At 70.2% G+C, this 18,975-nt stretch carries 18 protein-coding genes and 1 pseudogene; 17 read left to right on the top strand and 2 right to left on the bottom strand.

Annotation, left to right across the window (positions count from 1 at the left end; genetic code table 11):
* The first annotated feature begins 2 nt into the window (after positions 1-2).
* Positions 3-326: a DUF1990 domain-containing protein gene (locus B116_RS26895; RefSeq protein WP_223874608.1), complete on the top strand. Its 324-nt coding sequence runs from the start codon at positions 3-5 to the stop codon at positions 324-326.
* A gap of 79 nt (positions 327-405) precedes the next feature.
* Here the strand turns inward: B116_RS26895 and B116_RS0118115 are convergent.
* A pseudogene (locus B116_RS0118115) lies at positions 406-1,669 on the bottom strand (cation:proton antiporter).
* A 154-nt stretch (positions 1,670-1,823) separates the two neighbouring features.
* On the opposite strand from B116_RS0118115, the gene aroC reads away from it, so the two are divergent.
* The 6 genes from aroC (at position 1,824) to nusB (ending at position 6,195) form a co-directional block, all read left to right on the top strand.
* Entirely contained in the window at positions 1,824-3,002 is a 1,179-nt protein-coding gene (gene aroC, locus B116_RS0118110) for a chorismate synthase (RefSeq protein WP_027660877.1), read from the top strand.
* Positions 3,002-3,505, top strand: a complete 504-nt coding sequence (locus tag B116_RS0118105) for a shikimate kinase (RefSeq protein ID WP_018722795.1) — start codon at positions 3,002-3,004, stop codon at positions 3,503-3,505. The genes aroC and B116_RS0118105 overlap by 1 nt, the downstream gene beginning before the upstream one ends.
* Before the next feature lie 100 nt (positions 3,506-3,605).
* A complete protein-coding gene (aroB, locus tag B116_RS0118100) occupies positions 3,606-4,679 on the top strand; it encodes a 3-dehydroquinate synthase (RefSeq protein WP_018722796.1) in 1,074 nt (357 codons plus the stop codon).
* Positions 4,676-5,107: a type II 3-dehydroquinate dehydratase gene (gene aroQ, locus B116_RS0118095; RefSeq protein ID WP_018722797.1), complete on the top strand. Its 432-nt coding sequence runs from the start codon at positions 4,676-4,678 to the stop codon at positions 5,105-5,107. The genes aroB and aroQ overlap by 4 nt, the downstream gene beginning before the upstream one ends.
* Positions 5,108-5,203: 96 nt before the next feature.
* On the top strand, positions 5,204-5,761 hold the full coding sequence (gene efp / locus B116_RS0118090; RefSeq protein WP_011905742.1) for an elongation factor P: 558 nt from the start codon (positions 5,204-5,206) through the stop codon (positions 5,759-5,761).
* Between the two features lie 23 nt (positions 5,762-5,784).
* Positions 5,785-6,195 carry a transcription antitermination factor NusB gene (nusB, locus tag B116_RS0118085; protein WP_188115247.1) on the top strand — a complete coding sequence of 137 codons (411 nt, stop codon included), beginning with the start codon at positions 5,785-5,787 and terminating at the stop codon, positions 6,193-6,195.
* 105 nt (positions 6,196-6,300) lie between these two features.
* On the opposite strand, the gene bldD is transcribed toward nusB, so the two are convergent.
* Entirely contained in the window at positions 6,301-6,789 is a 489-nt protein-coding gene (gene bldD / locus B116_RS0118080) for a transcriptional regulator BldD (RefSeq protein ID WP_011905744.1), read from the bottom strand.
* Between the two features lie 284 nt (positions 6,790-7,073).
* On the opposite strand from bldD, the gene pyrR reads away from it, so the two are divergent.
* The 10 genes from pyrR (at position 7,074) to B116_RS0118030 (ending at position 18,958) form a co-directional block, all read left to right on the top strand.
* Positions 7,074-7,655 carry a bifunctional pyr operon transcriptional regulator/uracil phosphoribosyltransferase PyrR gene (pyrR, locus tag B116_RS0118075; RefSeq protein WP_018722798.1) on the top strand — a complete coding sequence of 194 codons (582 nt, stop codon included), beginning with the start codon at positions 7,074-7,076 and terminating at the stop codon, positions 7,653-7,655.
* 58 nt (positions 7,656-7,713) lie between these two features.
* Positions 7,714-8,640 carry an aspartate carbamoyltransferase catalytic subunit gene (locus B116_RS0118070; protein WP_018722799.1) on the top strand — a complete coding sequence of 309 codons (927 nt, stop codon included), beginning with the start codon at positions 7,714-7,716 and terminating at the stop codon, positions 8,638-8,640.
* Positions 8,637-9,914 carry a dihydroorotase gene (locus B116_RS0118065; RefSeq protein WP_018722800.1) on the top strand — a complete coding sequence of 426 codons (1,278 nt, stop codon included), beginning with the start codon at positions 8,637-8,639 and terminating at the stop codon, positions 9,912-9,914. Before B116_RS0118070 ends, B116_RS0118065 begins: the two co-directional genes overlap by 4 nt.
* Positions 9,915-9,972: 58 nt before the next feature.
* On the top strand, positions 9,973-11,133 hold the full coding sequence (gene carA, locus B116_RS0118060) for a glutamine-hydrolyzing carbamoyl-phosphate synthase small subunit (protein ID WP_027660876.1): 1,161 nt from the start codon (positions 9,973-9,975) through the stop codon (positions 11,131-11,133).
* A complete protein-coding gene (gene carB / locus B116_RS0118055) occupies positions 11,126-14,473 on the top strand; it encodes a carbamoyl-phosphate synthase large subunit (RefSeq protein WP_018722802.1) in 3,348 nt (1,115 codons plus the stop codon). Before carA ends, carB begins: the two co-directional genes overlap by 8 nt.
* Positions 14,474-14,516: 43 nt before the next feature.
* Positions 14,517-15,533 (top strand): quinone-dependent dihydroorotate dehydrogenase, encoded by a 1,017-nt coding sequence (locus tag B116_RS0118050; protein WP_018722803.1) that lies wholly within the window; start codon positions 14,517-14,519, stop codon positions 15,531-15,533.
* A gap of 140 nt (positions 15,534-15,673) precedes the next feature.
* Complete coding sequence (locus B116_RS0118045) at positions 15,674-16,948, top strand: adenosylmethionine--8-amino-7-oxononanoate transaminase (RefSeq protein WP_027660875.1); 1,275 nt, start codon at positions 15,674-15,676, stop codon at positions 16,946-16,948.
* 118 nt (positions 16,949-17,066) lie between these two features.
* Complete coding sequence (gene pyrF, locus B116_RS0118040; RefSeq protein ID WP_027660874.1) at positions 17,067-17,903, top strand: orotidine-5'-phosphate decarboxylase; 837 nt, start codon at positions 17,067-17,069, stop codon at positions 17,901-17,903.
* 177 nt (positions 17,904-18,080) lie between these two features.
* On the top strand, positions 18,081-18,398 hold the full coding sequence (gene mihF, locus B116_RS0118035) for an integration host factor, actinobacterial type (RefSeq protein ID WP_018722806.1): 318 nt from the start codon (positions 18,081-18,083) through the stop codon (positions 18,396-18,398).
* A 26-nt stretch (positions 18,399-18,424) separates the two neighbouring features.
* Positions 18,425-18,958 (top strand): nucleoside/nucleotide kinase family protein, encoded by a 534-nt coding sequence (locus tag B116_RS0118030; RefSeq protein WP_027660873.1) that lies wholly within the window; start codon positions 18,425-18,427, stop codon positions 18,956-18,958.
* Positions 18,959-18,975: the final 17 nt, after the last annotated feature.

Below are 18,975 nucleotides of genomic sequence, written 5' to 3'. Positions count from 1 at the left end.
CTGTGGCCGGGGTACTCGGAGAACGGCCGCAGAGTTCTGGCTCTGCGAAGGTATGGGACGATGAGACCGGAGTCGGGTATAGATGTCCTGCTGGGGGCTTGGGTGCGGGGTTCGCCTACGGTACGTTGTCGGGGCACCCGGAGTGCGGCGAGGAGGCATTTCTGGTTCGTCGGGGTGCCGGGGGCCAGGTGTATTTCGAGGTGCGTGCATTTTCGCGGCCAGATTCACTCCCTGCGCGAATGGCTGGTCCTGTGGGTCGGCTCGTGCAGGACCTAATAACGCGGAGATATCTTGGCGCGATGAGGTCCCTGTCATGTGCCGATTGACAGCGGGCTGTGCTCTGGGCTCTGGTGGACGAAAGCTCCGATCATTCCGGTAGCCGTCCCGGAATCCCGCGAAGCGGACTCAGGGCGGCTGATCCCCGTCGCCGCGGCGTTCCCGCCGATCGGCGGAGGCCGCCCGCAGCCGCTCGTACCACTGGGGGGTCATCGCCGGGTCGAAGATCCGGGCCACGAGGACGTCAGTTGACGAGTGCGCCAGGATCGACAACACGACGGTCAGCGCCACCAGGTGGAATACCTGGTCTCCTGCGGCGATGCCGGCCTGGAGCACGAGCAGACCGTAGACCACCGAGGCGAAACCCTTTGGGCCGAACCACATGGCGGCGAACTGCTCGGTGCGGCTCAGCTTCGAGCCGAGGAACGACACCGCGAGCGCGAGCGGGCGGGCTACCACGATGGCCAACACCGCGAAGAGCCAGCCGGTCCAGTTGATTTCACTGAGGAACTGCACCGAGATCAGGGCGCCGAACACCAGCAGTGCGGCGAGCTTGAACACTTCGGCGATCAGCTCGCCGAAGTGTTCGAAGCTCTCCCGCTGTCGTTCGCCGAAGGTGGCCACGGTGATGCCGGCGGCGAACGCGGCGAGGAACAGGTTGGCGTGGGTGATCAGCCCCAGCGCGAGTACCAACAGGCCGATCGCCACGCCGTTGAGGGGCTCGTACTGGGTGGAGGCGGAGAAGTACCGCCCCTTCTCCAGCCGCAGGGCCAGCCATGGCACCGCCACCCCGATCACCAGGCCCAGGAGTAGCTCGATGCCCAACTCGTCGAGGTGCAGGTCGTCGGAGCCCTCGACAACTGCGAGGAAGAGGATGACGAACGGCAACGCAAGGCCGTCGTTGATGCCGGATTCGACGTTGAGCAGGTGCCGCAGTCGGCGCGGAACGCCCACGTTGCCGACCAGCGCGGCGGCGAAGACCGGGTCGGTGGGGGCGAGGACCGCCCCGATCAGTAGTGCCTCCGGCCAGTCGAGCCCGGCCACGTAGTGCGCCAACACGGCGGTGATCCCCAGGGTCAGCGGCAGCCCCCAGCCGAGCGCCCGCCCGGGTAGCCGCCACGCCGAGCGCAGGTCGGCGAAGCCGACTCGCATGCCGTCGGTGAAGAGCACGGTGAAGAGCGCCAGCTCGGCGAGGCCGGCGACGATCTCGCTGTCGGCGGTGATCTCCAGGACACCGGTGGTGTCTGGACCGAGGAGGAAGCCGGCCAGGAGGAAGAGCACGGCGGTGGAGAGGATGCTGCGGTGCGCGAGGCTGGAGAGGAGGACGGCCAGCAGCAGCACGGCTGCGAACGCGAGGAGCAGCACCGGAGCCTCCGGGGTGGGTCGAAACCACGTCGTTGTCGACCAGACTTCCGGGAGGCCGCCATGATCGTACGGATTCGCCGCCAACGGCGTGATCGTGACCGGCTCGCGGACAGTCGTGTCCGCTGGGCGGAACGGGGCGGGTGTGGCACGTAGCGCCGACCAGACGTGCCAGACTGGCCGTTGTGTTGCGCTGGTTGACTGCAGGGGAATCGCACGGTCCCGCTCTCGTCGCGTTGCTCGAGGGGGTACCGGCCGGGGTCGAGGTGACCACCGAGGAGATCGCTGGTGAGCTGGCCCGGCGTCGACTCGGCTACGGGCGTGGTGCCCGGATGGCGTTCGAGCAGGACGAGGTCGAGATCATTGGTGGGCTGCGGCACGGGGTGACCTTGGGCAGTCCGGTGGCGATCCGGATCGGCAACTCCGAGTGGCCCAAGTGGCGCACGGTGATGGCCCCCGACCCGGTCGACTCGGCGGAGCTGGCCGGGCAGGCCCGCAACGCGCCGCTGACCCGTCCCCGACCGGGGCATGCCGACCTCGCCGGCATGCAGAAGTACGGGCACACCGATGCCCGCCCGATCCTCGAGCGGGCCAGCGCCCGAGAGACGGCGGCCCGGGTCGCCGTCGGCACTGTTGCCAAGGCCCTGCTCCGGCAGGCACTGGGCATCGAGATCGTCTCGCACGTCGTGGAGCTGGGGACAGTCGCCACGAAGCCGGGACTGCGACCCAGCCCGGCCGACGCCGAGCGGATCGACGCGGATCCGCTGCGTTGTCTGGACCCGGAGGCGAGCGGCCGGATGGTCGCCGAGGTCGACGCGGCGAAGAAGGACGCCGACACGCTTGGCGGCGTGGTCGAGGTGCTGGCCTACGGGGTGCCCCCGGGGCTCGGCAGCCACGTCCAGTGGGATCGGAAACTGGACGCCCGGCTGGCCACCGCGCTGATGTCGATTCAGGCGATCAAGGGGGTGGAGATCGGCGACGGCTGGCAGCAGGCGCGTTCCCGGGGTTCCGTCGCGCACGACGAGATCATCCCCACCGCGACCGGGGTCCGGCGCGTCACCGACCGGGCCGGCGGCCTGGAAGGGGGCATCACCACCGGTGAGCCGTTGCGGGTGCGGGCCGCGATGAAGCCGATCTCCTCCCTGAACCGCGCGCTGTCGACGGTGGATATCACCTCCGGCGAGCCGGCCACCGCGATCAACCAGCGTTCGGACGTGTGCGCGGTGCCGGCCGCGGGGGTCGTCGCCGAGGCGATGGTGGCGCTGGTGCTGGCCGAGGCGGCGGTGGAGAAGCTCGGCGGTGACTCAGTGGCCGAGCAGCGCCGAAACCTCGCCGGCTACCTCGACGCGTTGGTTGTCCGCTGATGGCGCCGGTCTGCGTCCTGGTCGGCGCACCCGGTTCCGGTAAGACCACCGTCGGGCGGGCGCTCGCTGACTTGCTTGGAGTGGAGTTCCGGGACACCGATCTCGACATTGAGGCGATGGCGGGCAAGCCGATCTCGGAGATCTTCATCGACGAGGGAGAGGCGCACTTCCGTACCCTCGAACGGGCGGCGGTGGCGACGGCGCTCGCCGCCGCACCCGGCGTGCTTGCCCTCGGCGGTGGCGCCGTGCTCGCCGAACAGACCCGGTCCGCGCTGGTTGGCCAGACCGTCGTGTACCTGTCGGTGGAGCTGCCCGACGCGGTACGCCGGGTCGGGCTCGGTGCGGGGCGGCCGCTGCTCGCGGTCAACCCCCGGGCCACCCTCAAACATCTGCTGGAGCAGCGCCGGCCGCACTACGCGGCGGTGGCGACGGCGACGGTGGTGACGGACGGTCGGACGCCGGAGCAGCTCGCAGCCGAGGTCGCCGCGCTGCTTCCCTCCTGACGGGCGCCGTGGGTCAGCCCAGGCGGGCAACGGTTCCGCGCTGCGGGACGCGCTGCCCGTCGTCGCCGTCGGCCCGGCCGGCTCAGCTAGGCTGCGCGCGATGGACGAGATAACCCGGATCGTGGTTGGTGGTGACCGACCGTACGACGTACTGGTGGGGCGGGACCTGTTTGACCCGCCACAGTTGCTGCCGGGCGCGCAGCAGCTGGCCGTGCTGTTCGCGCCGCCGATGCAGGGCCGGGCCGAGCAGCTGGCGGAGCGGACTCGGGCCGCCGGGGTGACGCCGCTGCTGGTCGAGGTGCCGGACGCGGAGGCGGGCAAGCACATCGAGGTCGCCGCCAGCTGTTGGGAACGGCTCGGTGCGGCGGGCTTCACCCGCGCCGACGCCGTCGTTGGGGTGGGCGGCGGCGCGGTTACCGACTTGGCTGGCTTCGTCGCGGCCTGTTGGCTGCGTGGGGTCCGCTGGGTGCCGGTGGCGACGTCGCTGCTGGGCATGGTTGACGCGGCGGTGGGCGGCAAGACCGGGATCAACACCTCCGCCGGTAAGAACCTGGTCGGTGCCTTCCACCCGCCGGCCGGGGTGATCTGTGACCTGACCGCGCTGGACAGCCTCTCCCCGGTCGACCTGGCCGCGGGGATGGCGGAGGTGGTCAAGTGTGGCTTCATCGCCGACCCGGTGATCCTGGAGCTGATCGAGCGGGAGCCCGCCGTCGCCGTTGACCCGGCGGGGCCGGTGCTCCGGGAGTTGATCGAGCGGGCGATCCAGGTCAAGGCACAGGTCGTCGCGGGTGACCTTCGCGAGTCGGGGGCCCGGGAGATACTGAACTACGGGCACACTTTGGCGCATGCCATCGAGAAGGTGGAGGGCTACCGCTGGCGGCACGGCCACGCGGTCGCGGTGGGGCTGGTCTACGCGGCGACCCTGGCCCAGCTCGAAGGTCGGCTGGACGCGCGGACCGCGCAGCGGCACCGGGCGGTGGTGGACGCGCTCGGCCTGCCCACCGGATATCGGGCGGATGCCTGGCCGGACCTGCTCGCCACGATGCGGGTGGACAAGAAGGCGCGCGGTAGCATCCTGCGCTTCGTGGTGTTGGCCGGACTCGCCCGCCCGACGATTCTCGAGGCACCCTCCGACGAGCTGCTGTACGCCGCCTACGAGGAGATTGCCGAATGAGGGTGTACGTGCTCAACGGGCCCAATCTGGGCCGCCTGGGCACCCGGCAACCGGAGGTCTACGGCACCACCACCTACGCCGACCTGGTTGAGCTGTGCCAGCAGACCGGGCGAGAGTTGGGGCTGGAGGTGGTCATCCGGCAGACCGACGCTGAGCATGAGTTGCTTGGCTGGCTGCACGAAGCTGCTGACCTGGGCGCTTGCGTGGTGCTCAACCCCGCCGCCTGGTCGCACTACTCGATCGCGGTACGGGACGCCTGCGCCCTGCTGCGCGCCCCATTGGTCGAGGTGCACCTCTCCAACATCCACGCTCGGGAGGCGTTCCGGCACCACTCGGTGGTCTCGGCGGTGGCGACCGGGGTGATCTGTGGGCTGGGTGTGGACGGCTACCGCCTGGCGCTGCACCACCTGGCGGCCCGGGCCCGCTGATCGTCGGCGGAGCTGTGGCTTGCTCGGGCGAGCCTGTCCAAACGCGGCCTAGTAGACTTGCTGGGTCTGTCCGCCACCTTATGATCAAGGCAGGAAATGGCCACCACCAACGACCTGAAAAACGGCATGGTACTCAACCTCGACGGTGAGCTCTGGGCCGTCGTCGAGTTCCAGCACGTCAAGCCCGGAAAGGGTGGTGCGTTCGTGCGCACCACGCTGAAGAACGTGCTCTCCGGCAAGGTGGTCGACAAGACCTTCAATGCGGGCACCAAGGTCGAGACCGCGACCGTCGACAAGCGTACGATGCAGTACCTGTACGCCGACGGCGAGGACTTCGTCTTCATGGACCTGGAGACGTTCGACCAGATCAATGTGCTCGGCGACACGGTCGGCGAGGCCGCGAACTACCTGCTGCCCGAGGCCGAGGCGACTGTCGCCACCCACGAGGGGGTGCCGCTCTACGTGGAGCTGCCGACCAGCGTGGTGCTCGAGATCACATATACCGAGCCGGGCCTCCAGGGAGACCGTTCGACCGGTGGTAGCAAGCCGGCCACGGTCGAGACCGGCGCGACCGTGCAGGTGCCGCTCTTCATCACCACCGGCGAGAAGATCAAGGTCGACACCCGCGACGGCCGTTACCTCGGCCGCGCCTGATGGCCGAGGGGCCCAAGCAGCAGATGCCGGCGCGTCGCAAGGCGCGTAAACGGGCGCTGGACGTGCTCTTCGAGGCGGACCTGCGGGGCCGTCCACCGGTCGAGGTGCTCGCCGGCTACGTGGAGCGGATCGAGAAGCCCCGACCGGAGCATCTGGGATACGCGGTTGGCCTGGTTGAGGGGGTTGCTGCCCACCTGGACCGGGTTGACGAGCTGATCGCCAGCTACGCCGAGGGGTGGACGCTGGACCGGATGCCGACCGTCGATCGGAACCTCGCCCGGATCGCGGTCTACGAGCTGCTCTACGTGGACGAGATCGATGACGCGGTGGCGATCAGCGAGGCGGTGGAGCTGGCCCGGCAGATGTCGACCGATGATTCACCGCGGTTCCTCAACGGCATCCTCGGCCGGATCGCGGAGTACACCACCCGGTAGCCGCCACCCGGGGCGCTGGCTCGAGAACGAGATGGCCGGCAGCGAGACCGGATAGTCGAAAGGGCCCGTGCCGACCGGCACGGGCCCTTTCGATGGTGGTGCTACTCAGGAGGCGAAGAACGCCCGGGGGTCGGCGACGAGGACGCCGTGCTCGTTCAACCGCTCGATCAGGCCGGACGGCGAGGCGTCGTAGACGATCGCCAGGGCGCGCAGGTCGTCGGCGCGGATCGACAGCACCCGGCCGTTGTAGTCGCCGCGCTGCTGCTGGATCGCGCGGGCGTACCGGGCGACGTAGGCGAGGTCCTCAGAGGCCTCGTCGTAGAGCCGCTCGAGGTCCAGCACGATCTTGCTGGTGGGCTCGTGGCGGACGCCACTGCCGTCGGGCAGTAGCTCGGAGACGGGAACACGGTAGAAGTCGGCCAGCTCGGCGAGGCGGGACACGGTGACGGCTCGGTCACCGCGCTCGTACGAGCCAACCACGACGGCCTTCCACCGTCCGTTGGACTTTTCCTCTACACCCTGCAGGGACAGGCCCTGCTGCTGGCGAATGGAGCGCAGGCGGGCGCCCAGCGACTTGGCGTACTCAGAGGGCATTCGGACACTCCCAGTGCTGCTCGGGGTTCTCCCGTCGATCGCTACGGAGCGTGACGGTACGGGGATTGCGACAGCCGGTCAAGTGGTCGTGAACTTTCCTGGTTCATCCTGGGGGAGTTGTCCTAATTTCGCCGTTCTGTCGTCGGATTCTCGGCCGGCCACGGTCGAGACGGTGACCACTGGTAACGTTGCCCGAAGCCCCGGCCCGGTCCGTTCGCGGTTCGCGCCGGTCACTCCGACATCCTTTAACGACCCGTCCCGTGAGGCGGGGAAGGAGGTCTGCCGTGGCGTACCCACCGGCTGCCCATTCGCCGACCACCCGACAACCCTCGGTGAAGGTGATACTCACCAGCGCCGACGTGCAGCGCGTGGTGGACCGCATCGCCCACCAGATCCTCGAGAAGACCCAGGGCGCCCAGCAGACCGTGCTGCTCGGTATCCCTACCCGGGGAGTGCCGCTCGCCCGGCGGCTCGCCGCCCGGATCAGCGCCTTTGAGGGGGTGGATGTCCCGGTCGGTGTGCTCGACATCACCCTCTACCGGGACGACCTGCGTCAGCACGGCACCCGTGCGGTCGGCCCCACCGACGTTCCCGCCGGCGGCATCGACGGCCGGCGAGTCGTCCTCGTCGACGATGTCCTCTTCTCCGGCCGAACCGTGCGGGCGGCGCTCGACGCGCTGAACGACGTCGGCCGTCCAGCGTCGGTCCAGCTCGCCGTCCTGGTCGATCGCGGGCACCGGCAGCTGCCCATCCGCGCCGACTACGTGGGCAAGAACATCCCGACCGCCCTCGCGGAGAGTGTCCGGGTCACCCTGGCGGAGCCCGACGGCGTGGACGAGGTCCGGCTCTACGGGGGCGACCAGTGAGCCCGCGGGGCGCGGCGACGCGCCGCCTGCGGGTCGCGGCCGGACGGGGGCTCGGCGCATGATCCGTCATCTGCTCTCCAGCGCCGACCTGGACGCGGGCACTGCCCTCCAGATCCTGGACACCGCCGCCGAGATGGCCACCGTGGCGGGGCGGGAGGTCAAGAAGCTGCCGGCGCTGCGCGGTCGGACCGTGGTGAACCTCTTCTACGAGGACTCCACCCGGACCCGAATCTCCTTCGAGGCCGCCGCCAAGCGGCTCAGCGCCGACGTGATCAACTTTTCGGTCAAGGGGTCCAGCGTCGCCAAGGGCGAAAGCCTCAAGGACACCGCGCTCACCCTTCAGGCGATGGGCGCCGACGCCGTCGTCGTCCGACACCCCGCCTCCGGTGCCCCGTACCAGTTGGCCGACTGGGTCGACGGCTCGGTCGTCAACGCCGGCGACGGTACGCACGAGCACCCCACCCAGGCGCTGCTCGACGCGTACACGATGCGTTCCCGGCTGGGCCGGCTCGCCGGCCTGTCGGTGGCGGTGGTCGGTGACGTGCTGCACAGCCGGGTGGCGCGCTCCAACGTCCTGCTGCTCTCCACCCTCGGCGCCAAGGTCACCTTGGTCGGCCCGCCTCCGCTGATCCCGGTGGACATCGCCGCGGCCCTCGCGCCCGGCGCCACCGTCTGCTACGACCTGGACTCGGTGCTGCCGCAGTCGGACGTGGTCATGATGCTTCGGGTGCAGCGGGAGCGCATGAACGACTCCTACTTTCCATCCGCCCGTGAGTACGCCCGCCGTTACGGCCTGGACGGCTCGCGGATGCGGCGGCTGCCGGAGCACGCGATCGTGATGCACCCCGGCCCGATGAACCGGGGCATGGAGATCACTTCCGAGGTGGCCGACTCGCCCCGCTCCACCATTGTCGAACAGGTCGCCAACGGCGTCTCCGTCCGGATGGCCGTCCTCTACCTGCTGCTCGGAGGGAACAACCGGTGACCGCGTATCTGATCACCAACGTGAGCGTCCTCGGCGCCGCGCCGACCGACCTGCTGATCCGCGACGGCGTCGTGGCGGAGACCGGCGTGGGGCTGACGGCCTCCGGCGCGGTCACGGTTGACGGCACCGGCCTGGTCGCCCTGCCCGGCCTGGTGGACCTGCACACCCATCTACGCGAGCCCGGCCGGGAAGACGCCGAGACCGTCGAGACCGGCTCGCGGGCCGCGGCGCTCGGCGGCTACACGGCGGTCTGCGCGATGGCGAACACCTCCCCAGTTGCCGACACCGCCGGTGTGGTCGAGCAGGTCTGGCGGCTGGGCCGGGAGGCCGGGCTGGTGGACGTGCAGCCGATCGGGGCGGTCACGGTCGGGCTGGCCGGTGAGCGCCTGGCCGAGTTGGGTGCGATGGCCGACTCCGCCGCCCGAGTCCGGATCTTCTCCGACGACGGACACTGCGTCGCCGACCCGCGGTTGATGCGCCGGGCCCTGGAGTACGTGAAGGCGTTCGACGGTATCGTCGCCCAGCACGCCGAGGAGCCGCGGCTCACCGAGGGCGCCCAGATGCACGAGGGGGAGATCTCCACCCGCCTCGGCCTGACGGGTTGGCCGGCGGTCGCCGAGGAGGCGATCATCGCCCGGGATGTGCTGCTCGCCGAGCACGTGGGGAGCCGCCTGCACATCTGTCACGTCTCCACGGCCGGTAGCGTCGCGGTGCTGCGGCAGGCCAAGGCCCGTGGCGTTCAGGTCACCGCCGAGGTCACCCCGCACCACCTGTTGTTGACCGACGAGAAGGCGGTCACCTACGACCCGGTCTACAAGGTCAACCCGCCGCTGCGGACCGCCGCCGATGTCGCCGCGCTGCGCGCCGCGCTGGCCGAGGGGGTGGTGGACATCGTCGCCACCGACCACGCCCCGCACGCCGTGGAGGACAAGGAGTGCGAGTGGGCCTACGCCCGGCCGGGCATGCTCGGCCTGGAGACGGCGCTCTCCATCACGTTGGACGTGCTCGGTCCGCGGTGGGACCTCATCGCCGAGCGGATGTCCCGCACCCCCGCCCGGATCGCTGGCCTCACCGAACACGGCCACGACCCGGCGCCGGGCGCACCGGCGAACCTGACCCTGGTGGATCCGGCGGCGCGTCGCGTCATCGAGCCGACCGAGTTGGCCAGCCGCAGCAGCAACACCCCGTACGCCCGCATGACGCTGCCGGGTCGCATCGTGGCGACCTTCCTGCGCGGCGAGGCGACGGTTCTGGACGGAAAGGCAGTGAAGTGATGCGAGTACGGAGTGCGGTGGGGCAGTGCCGCGTGGCCCGGAGTGCGGGGTGCGCGGCGTGAGGCGGCGACCGGCGATTCTCGTCCTGGAGGACGGGCGCACGTTCCACGGCGAGGCGTACGGCAGCGTCGGGGAGACCTTCGGCGAAGCGGTCTTCAACACCGGAATGACCGGCTACCAGGAGACGCTCACCGACCCGTCCTACCACCGGCAGGTGGTGGTGCAGACCGCGCCGCACATCGGCAACACCGGGGTCAACGGCGAGGATGACGAGTCCGGCCGGATCTGGGTCGCCGGGTACGTGGTCCGCGACCCCGCCCGGATCGGCTCGAACTGGCGGTCCACCGGTGGCCTGGAGGACCGGCTGACGGCCGAGGGGGTAGTCGGCATCAGCGGGGTGGACACCCGGGCGCTCACCCGGCACCTGCGGGAGCGGGGCGCGATGCGGGTCGGGGTGTCCAGCGTCGAGACCGATCCGCAGGCGCTGCTGACCCGGGTCCGGCAGGCGCCGCAGATGGTCGGCGCGGACCTCTCCACCGAGGTGACCACTCCGCAGCCGTACGTCGTCGAGGCCGAGGGGGAGCACCGGTTCACCGTCGCCGCCCTGGACCTCGGCATCAAGCGGAACGTGCCCCGGCGGCTCGCGGCGCGGGGTGTCACCACCCATGTCCTGCCGGCTCACTCGGGCATCGACGAACTGCGGGCCACCGGCGCGGATGCGATCTTCCTCTCGCCCGGTCCCGGTGACCCGGCGACGGCCGACGGGCCGGTGGCCCTGGCGCGCGCGGTGCTCGCCAGCGGGGTGCCGCTCTTCGGTATCTGCTTCGGCAGCCAGATCCTTGGTCGGGCGCTGGGTTTTGGCACGTACAAGCTCGGTTACGGCCACCGCGGGATCAACCAGCCGGTGCTCGACCGGGCCACCGGCAAGGTCGAGGTGACCAGCCACAACCACGGCTTCGCCGTCGCGTTCCCCGGCGCCGAGCCGGGGGCCGTCGTGCCGGACCGGGTCATCGAGACCGAGTTCGGTGGGATCGAGGTCTCGCACGTGTGCCTCAACGACAACGTGGTCGAGGGGCTGCGGGCGCGTGACGTGCCCGCCTTCACCGTGCAGTACCACCCGGAGGCGGCGGCCGGTCCGCACGACGCGGACTACCTGTTCGACCGCTTCGCCGAGCTCATCGAGGGGCGCAACCACAGCGGGGGGCGAACGAATGCCTAAGCGGACCGACCTCAAACACGTCCTGGTGATCGGCTCCGGGCCGATCGTAATCGGGCAGGCCTGCGAGTTCGACTACTCCGGCACCCAGGCCTGTCGGGTACTACGCAGCGAGGGGATCCGGGTCAGCCTGGTCAACTCGAACCCAGCGACGATCATGACGGATCCGGAGTTCGCCGACGCCACGTACGTCGAGCCGATTACCCCGGAGTTCGTCGAGCTGGTCATCGCCAAGGAGCGGCCGGACGCGGTCCTGCCCACCCTGGGTGGCCAGACTGCGCTGAACACGGCGGTCGCGCTGCACCAGACCGGGGTACTGGAGAAGTACGGCGTCGAGTTGATCGGTGCGAACATCGACGCGATTCGTCGCGGCGAGGACCGGCAGCTGTTCAAGGACGTCGTCGCCAAGGCGGGTGTCCGGATCGGGATCGAGGACCCCGCGACGCTGGTGCCGCGTTCCCGGGTCTGCCACTCGATGGACGAGGTTCGCGAGACCGTCGCCGAGCTGGGCCTGCCGGCGGTGATCCGGCCGTCGTTCACGATGGGTGGCCTCGGCTCCGGCATGGCTCACACCGATGAGGATCTGGAACGTATCGCCGGTGCCGGCCTGGCCGCCAGCCCGGTGCACGAGGTACTCATCGAGGAGAGCGTGCTCGGCTGGAAGGAGTACGAGCTCGAGCTGATGCGCGACCGGCACGACAACGTCGTGGTGGTCTGCTCGATTGAGAACGTCGACCCGATGGGCGTGCACACCGGCGACAGCGTCACCGTGGCCCCGGCGATGACCCTCACCGACCGGGAGTATCAGCGCCTGCGGGACCTCGGCATCGCGGTGCTGCGCGAGGTGGGGGTGGATACCGGGGGCTGCAACATCCAGTTCGCGGTGAATCCGGTCGACGGCCGGATCGTGGTGATCGAGATGAACCCCCGGGTCTCCCGCTCGTCGGCGCTCGCCTCCAAGGCGACCGGCTTCCCGATCGCGAAGATCGCCGCGAGGCTGGCCATCGGCTACACCCTAGACGAGATCCCCAACGACATCACTCTGAAGACGCCGGCCGCGTTCGAGCCGACGTTGGACTACGTGGTGGTCAAGATTCCGCGCTTCGCGTTCGAGAAGTTTCCCGGCGCCGACCCGGAGCTGACCACCACCATGAAGTCGGTCGGTGAGGCGATGAGCCTGGGCCGCAACTTCACCGAGGCGCTGAACAAGGCGATGCGCTCGATGGAGACGAAGGCGGCCGGCTTCTGGACCGCGCCCGACCCGGCCGGTTGCACCCGGGAGGACACCCTCGCGGCGCTGCGGGTGCCGCACGACGGGCGGCTCTACACGGTGGAACGGGCGCTGCGGCTCGGCGCCTCGATCGCCGAGGTGGCGGCGGCCTCCGGCGGGATGGACCCGTGGTTCCTCGACCAGATCGCCGGTCTCGTTGAACTGCGGGCCGAGATCGTTGACGCCCCGGTGCTCGATGGCGACCTGCTGCGCCGCGCCAAGCGGGCGGGACTCTCCGACCGGCAGCTCGCCTCGTTGCGTCCGGAGCTGGCCGCCGAGGATGGTGTTCGGACGCTGCGGCACCGGTTGGGCGTCCGGCCGGTCTACAAGACCGTGGACACCTGCGCGGCGGAGTTCGAGGCGACAACGCCCTACCACTACTCCACCTACGACGCGGAGACCGAGGTGGTCGGGTCGGACCGGCCGAAGGTGCTGATCCTCGGCTCGGGGCCGAACCGGATCGGGCAGGGAATCGAGTTCGACTACTCCTGCGTGCACGCCGTCATGGCGCTGCGGGACGTCGGATACGAGACGGTCATGGTCAACTGCAACCCGGAGACCGTCTCCACCGACTACGACACCGCGAACCGGCTCTACTTCGAGCCGTTGACCTTCGAGGACGTCCTCGAGGTGTGGCACGCCGAGGACTCCTCCGGTCGGGCAGCCGGTGGCCCCGGCGTGGTCGGGGTGGTCGTACAGCTTGGTGGCCAGACACCGTTGGGGCTGGCGCAGCGGCTCAAGGACGCCGGGGTGCCGGTCGTCGGGACCTCACCGGAGTCGATCCACCTCGCCGAGGAGCGGGGCGCGTTCGGCGCGCTGCTGGCCCGCGCCGGGTTGCGGGCGCCGGCACACGGCACCGCCATCTCGTACGACGAGGCGAAGACGATCGCCGCCGAGATCGGCTACCCGGTGCTGGTCCGGCCCTCGTACGTGCTCGGTGGTCGGGGTATGGAGATCGTCTACGACGACGCCACGCTGCGTGACTACATCGGGCGGGCCACCGACATCTCCCCGGATCATCCGGTGCTGGTGGACCGGTTCCTCGATGACGCCATCGAGATCGACGTGGACGCGCTCTGCGACGCCGCCGGTGAGGTCTACCTCGGGGGCGTGATGGAGCACATCGAGGAGGCCGGTATCCACTCCGGTGACTCCTCCTGCGCGTTGCCGCCGATCACCCTGGCCAGTTCCCACATCGCCGAGGTCCGCCGGTACACCGAGGAGATCGCCCGGGGCGTCGGCGTGCAGGGCCTGCTCAACGTGCAGTACGCCCTCAAGGACGATCAGCTCTGGGTGCTCGAGGCCAACCCGCGTGCGTCCCGGACCGTGCCGTTCGTCTCCAAGGCCACCGCGGTGCCGTTGGCCAAGGCGGCGGCTCGGATCGCGCTCGGTGCCACCATCGCCGAGCTGCGCGTCGAGGGCCTGCTCCCCGCAGACGGCGACGGCGGCACCCTCCCCGCGGATGCGCCGATCGCGGTCAAGGAGGCGGTGCTCCCGTTCAAGCGGTTCCGTACCCCGACGGGGAAGGGTATTGATTCGCTGCTCGGACCGGAGATGAAGTCCACCGGCGAGGTGATGGGCATCGACACGTCCTTCGGGTACGCCTTCGCCAAGTCGCAGTCGGCCACGTATGGCTCGTTGCCGACCGGCGGGAAGATCTTCGTGTCGGTCGCCAATCGGGACAAGCGTGGCATGATCTTCCCGATCAAGCGCCTGGCCGACCTGGGCTTCGAGCTGATCGCCACCACGGGCACCGCTGAGGTGCTGCGCCGGCACGGCGTCGCCTGCACGCAGATTCGCAAGCACTACGAGTCGGGGGAGAGCGAGGACGCGGTCTCGCTGATTCGTTCTGGCGAGGTAGCGCTCGTGGTGAACACCCCGCAGGGCTCCGGGGCGAGCGCCCGCTCGGATGGCTACGAGATCCGCAGCGCCGCAGTGACGGCGGACATCCCCTGCATCACGACTGTTCCCGGCGCCGCCGCCGTGGTGATGGCGGTCGAGGCCCGGATCCGTGGCGACATGCGGGTCCGTCCGCTGCAGGCGCTACACGCCTCGCTGCGGAGCGCCCGGTGAGCTTGACCGGGCCGATGTCGCTCACCCGGCCGGGGAGGATGGGGTGATCTTCGAACGGGTGGTACGGCCGCGGCTGTTCCGGCTCGGGGGCGGGGACGCGGAGACGGCGCACGAGTTCACGGTGCGGCGGCTGGCCGGCCTGGCTCGGGTGCCCGCGGCGCTGGCCGTGCTCCGGGCCCGGTACGGCGTTTCGGCTCCCCGAACGGTGTTCGGCCTCCGGTTCCCGAACCCGGTCGGACTGGCCGCCGGGATGGACAAGAACGGGGTGGCGTTGCCGGCCTGGCCGGCGTTGGGCTTCGGCTTCGTCGAGGTGGGTACGGTCACCGCGTACCCGCAGCCGGGTAACCCACGGCCGCGGCTGTTTCGGCTGCCGGACAGCCGCGCGGTGGTGAACCGGATGGGCTTCAACAACGCCGGTGCCGACGCGCTCGCGGCGCGGTTGGCGGCGCTGCCCCGCCCACTCGGGGTGCCGCTGGGCATCTCCCTCGGCAAGTCCAAGGTCACTCCGCTCGAGGAGGCGGTCGAGGACTACCAGGCGTCGTACCAGGCCCTGCGCGAGTACGGCGACTACTTCGCGGTCAACGTCTCCTCGCCGAACACGCCGGGGCTACGTGCGTTGCAGGACCGGGCGCACCTGGACGCGCTGTTGGCCGCTCTGGTGGGCGAGAAGCCGGTACTGGTGAAGATCGCCCCAGACCTTCCGGATTCGGCCATCGCGGAGCTGCTGGAGGTCTGCCTGGCGCGGGGCGCGGCGGGGGTGATCGCCACGAACACCACGCTCTCCCGAGCCGGCCTCGCCCCGGCCGATCAGGCCGGTGGCGCCGAGACGGGTGGGCTCTCCGGCCGTCCGTTGGCGCACCGGGCCCGGGAGGTGGTCTCCTTCGTGCACTCCGAGACCGGCGGCCGGCTGCCGATCATCGGCGTCGGCGGCATTCTCACCCCGGACGACGCCGAGCGCATGTTCGATGCGGGCGCGTCGTTGGTGCAGCTCTACACCGGCTTCATCTACCGGGGGCCGGCCTTGGTCCGGGCTGCCGCGGTGGCGGCCCGGACGTCGTGACACCGTGCCACCGGGCGGGTGGTACCCGTCCGGTGGCTGCGGACCCGCTCGCCGTGTTTCGGCCGGGTCACCGGGACCCGAGGGCCGGTTGACGCGGTGACCGGTTCACGCGGTGACCGGCTAGTGAGGAGGCGACGTCGTTGACCCCGGAGGAGATCAGCGCCGCAGACGCGGCCCACGTGTGGCATCCGTACGCGGCGCTGCCCCCGGTGAACCCGCCGTACGTCGTGCGGAGCGCGGCCGGGGTGCGGCTGCACCTTGCCGATGGGCGGGAGCTGGTTGACGGCATGTCGTCGTGGTGGGCGGCGATCCATGGCTACCGGCACCCGGTGCTGGACGCGGCGGTGACCGATCAGCTCGGCCGGATGAGCCATGTGATGTTCGGTGGGCTCACCCACGAGCCGGCTGTCACCCTGGCGCGTACCCTCGTCGAGCTGGCACCGGAGGGGCTGGAGCATGTCTTCCTGGCCGACTCCGGCTCGGTGAGTGTCGAGGTGGCCGTCAAGATGTGCCTGCAGTTCCAGCGGGCCAGCGGTCGACCGGAACGCCGTCGGCTGGGTACCTGGCGGGGCGGCTACCACGGCGACACGTTTCACCCGATGAGTGTCTGTGACCCGGAGGGGGGCATGCACCACCTCTGGGGGGATCTGCTGCCCCGGCAAATTTTCGCGCCGGTGCCGCCGGCGGGATTCACCGCACCGCCGGATCCGGCGTACGAGGCGGCCCTGGCGGACGCGGTCGCCCGGCACGCCCACGAACTGGCCGCGGTCATCGTCGAGCCGGTGGTCCAGGGGGCCGGCGGGATGCGGTTTCACCACCCGCGCTACCTACAGGTGCTGCGGGAGGTCACCCGGGCCCATGGGGTTTTGCTGATCTTCGACGAGATCGCGACCGGTTTCGGTCGTACCGGGACGATGTTCGCCGCCGAGCACGCCGACGTGACGCCGGATGTGCTCTGTGTGGGCAAGGCACTCACCGGGGGGTACCTCACCCTGGCTGCCGCGCTCTGCACCGCGGAGATTGCCCGTGGGATCTCCGCAGCCGGTGTGCTCGCGCATGGCCCGACCTTCATGGGCAATCCGCTCGCCTGTGCGGTGGCGAATGCCTCTCTCGGCCTGCTGCGGGCCGGAGACTGGCCGGCGCAGGTGGCGCGGATCGAGAGTGGATTGCGGGCCGGTCTGGAGCCGCTACGGGCGGTGCCGGGCGTCGCGGACGTCCGGGTGCTCGGTGCGATCGGCGTGGTGCAGCTCGACCATGAGGTGGACCTGCCGGCGGCGACCGCCGCCGCGGTCGCCGCCGGCGTCTGGCTGCGACCGTTCCGGGACCTGGTGTACACCATGCCTCCGTACGTCACCGGCGACGCCGATCTGGCCCGGATCGTCGCCGGGGTCGCCGCCGCGGCTCAGGCGGGCTGATTCGCCCGCTGGAGGGCGGAGTCGGTGGGGCAGTGGCGGTGTGGAGCCCGCCGGGTGCGGGCGGCATCAGCCGCCCGCCGAGACGATGCGTGCGTGGCGCGCAAGAGGGAGGTCTGCGATGGAGAGCTTCGGTGTCCGGTTGCACCGGGCGGTTGGCGAGCGGGGTCCGCTCTGCGTGGGCATTGACCCGCACCCGGGTCTGCTCGCGCGGTGGGGTCTCGATGACGATGTTCGCGGTGTGGAGCGGTTCGCGGGCACGGTCGTGGAGGCGCTGGGTGACCGGGTCGCGGTGGTCAAACCACAGTCGGCCTTCTTCGAGCGGTTCGGGTCTCGGGGCGTGGCGGTCCTAGAGTCAACTATCCGACAGTTGCGGGCGGCTGGCTCGCTCGTCCTCCTTGACGCCAAGCGTGGCGACATTGGCTCGACGGTCGCCGCGTACGCTTCCGCGTACCTTGACCCATCGAGTCCACTGCATGTCGACGCGGTGACAGTGAGCCCCTATCTCGGGGTTGGCGCGCTCGCCCCGATGTTCGAGCTGGCGGCCGCGGAGGGTGGCGGAGTCTTCGTGCTGGCGCTCACTTCCAATCCCGAGGGCGCTGCGGTGCAGCGGGCTCGCACCGCCGACGGGCGGACCGTCGCGCAGCAGGTGATCGACGAGATTTCCCAGCTCAACACCGGTGCGCAACCACTGGGCAGCATGGGGTTGGTGGTGGGGGCGACCATCGGTGAGACGGGTCACGATCTTGCCGCGGTCAACGGTCCGCTGCTCGCTCCGGGCCTGGGGGCGCAGGGGGCCAGCGCCGCTGATCTACGGGTGGTCTTCGGTTCCAGCCTGCCCGCCGTGCTCCCCACGTACTCCCGTGAGGTGCTGGCTGCGGGGCCCGATCTGACTGCCTTGCGGGGCGCTGCGGACCGGGTGTTGGCTGACTGCCAGGCGGCTTTGACCGGTTCGTGACTGACTGACGGCTCGGTCACTTTCCGCCGATCTTCGCGTGCCCACGTTGCCGAATGCGCCGTTGACCGCTAGTTTTCCCGGCGCTGGGAACCATGGGACTCCCTGGTTCGCAGCGACACCACGTTTCACAGTGCGGCGGTGCATTCGCCCGTCGCGATAGGGACCTGAGGAGAACTGGTGCCGCTCCCGTCACTGACCCCTGAGCAGCGCGCAGCAGCGCTGGAGAAGGCCGCGGAGATCCGCAAGGCCCGTGCTGAGCTGAAGGAGCAGCTCAAGCAGGGCAAGACAACGCTCGGAGCCGTTCTCGAGCGGGCCGAGTCCGACGATGTCGTCGGCAAGCTGAAGGTATCCGCTGTCCTGCAGGCGATGCCGGGAATCGGCAAGATCCGGGCGACTCAGATCATGGAGAAGCTCAAGATCGCCGATAGCCGGCGCCTGCGTGGCCTCGGCGAGCAGCAGCGCAAGGCCCTGCTTGGGGAGTTCGCCGCCAGCTGAGGTTGGCAGCCGTGTAGAAACGAGCAGTGAGCACGGATGGTGAGGCGCGCCCGGTGACCCGGCTCGTCATCCTGACCGGACCTTCGGGTTCCGGTCGGGATGGTGTCGTCGGGTTGGTCCGGGCGCGCTTGCCTACCGTGTGGACGCCGGTGCCGGTGACCACCCGGCCTCGGCGGGATGGCGAGGTGGCCGGGGTCGACCGGGTCTTCCTCGATTCGGTCGAGTTCGACCGGCTGCTGGCCGCCGGTGGTTTGCTGGAATGGAGCCAGATCGGCCGCTACCGGCGCGGCACGCCGGGACAGCCGCTGCGGTCCCGACTGGCCGCCGGGGCGCCGGCTCTGCTGTCCATGGACCTGGCCGGGGCGCTGCGGCTGCGGGCCGTGTTGCCGATGGCCCGGCTGGTTCTGCTGCACCCACCCGGCTACGTGGCCGATCCGGTCACCGAGTCACTTTTTGCACACACCATCGTGCATAGCCGGGCCATGCAGGTCGTGGACGAGCTGGTAGGATTGTTCGGTTCGTCATTCAAAGCTCCGGCGCGACCGCGCGTGCGCGGTTGACCGCCAGCACCGCGAGC

It is taken from the genome of Salinispora fenicalii (assembly GCF_000514815.1).
GTDB classification, from domain to species: domain Bacteria; phylum Actinomycetota; class Actinomycetes; order Mycobacteriales; family Micromonosporaceae; genus Micromonospora; species Micromonospora fenicalii.
This window is presented reverse-complemented; position numbering and strand designations above follow the sequence as displayed.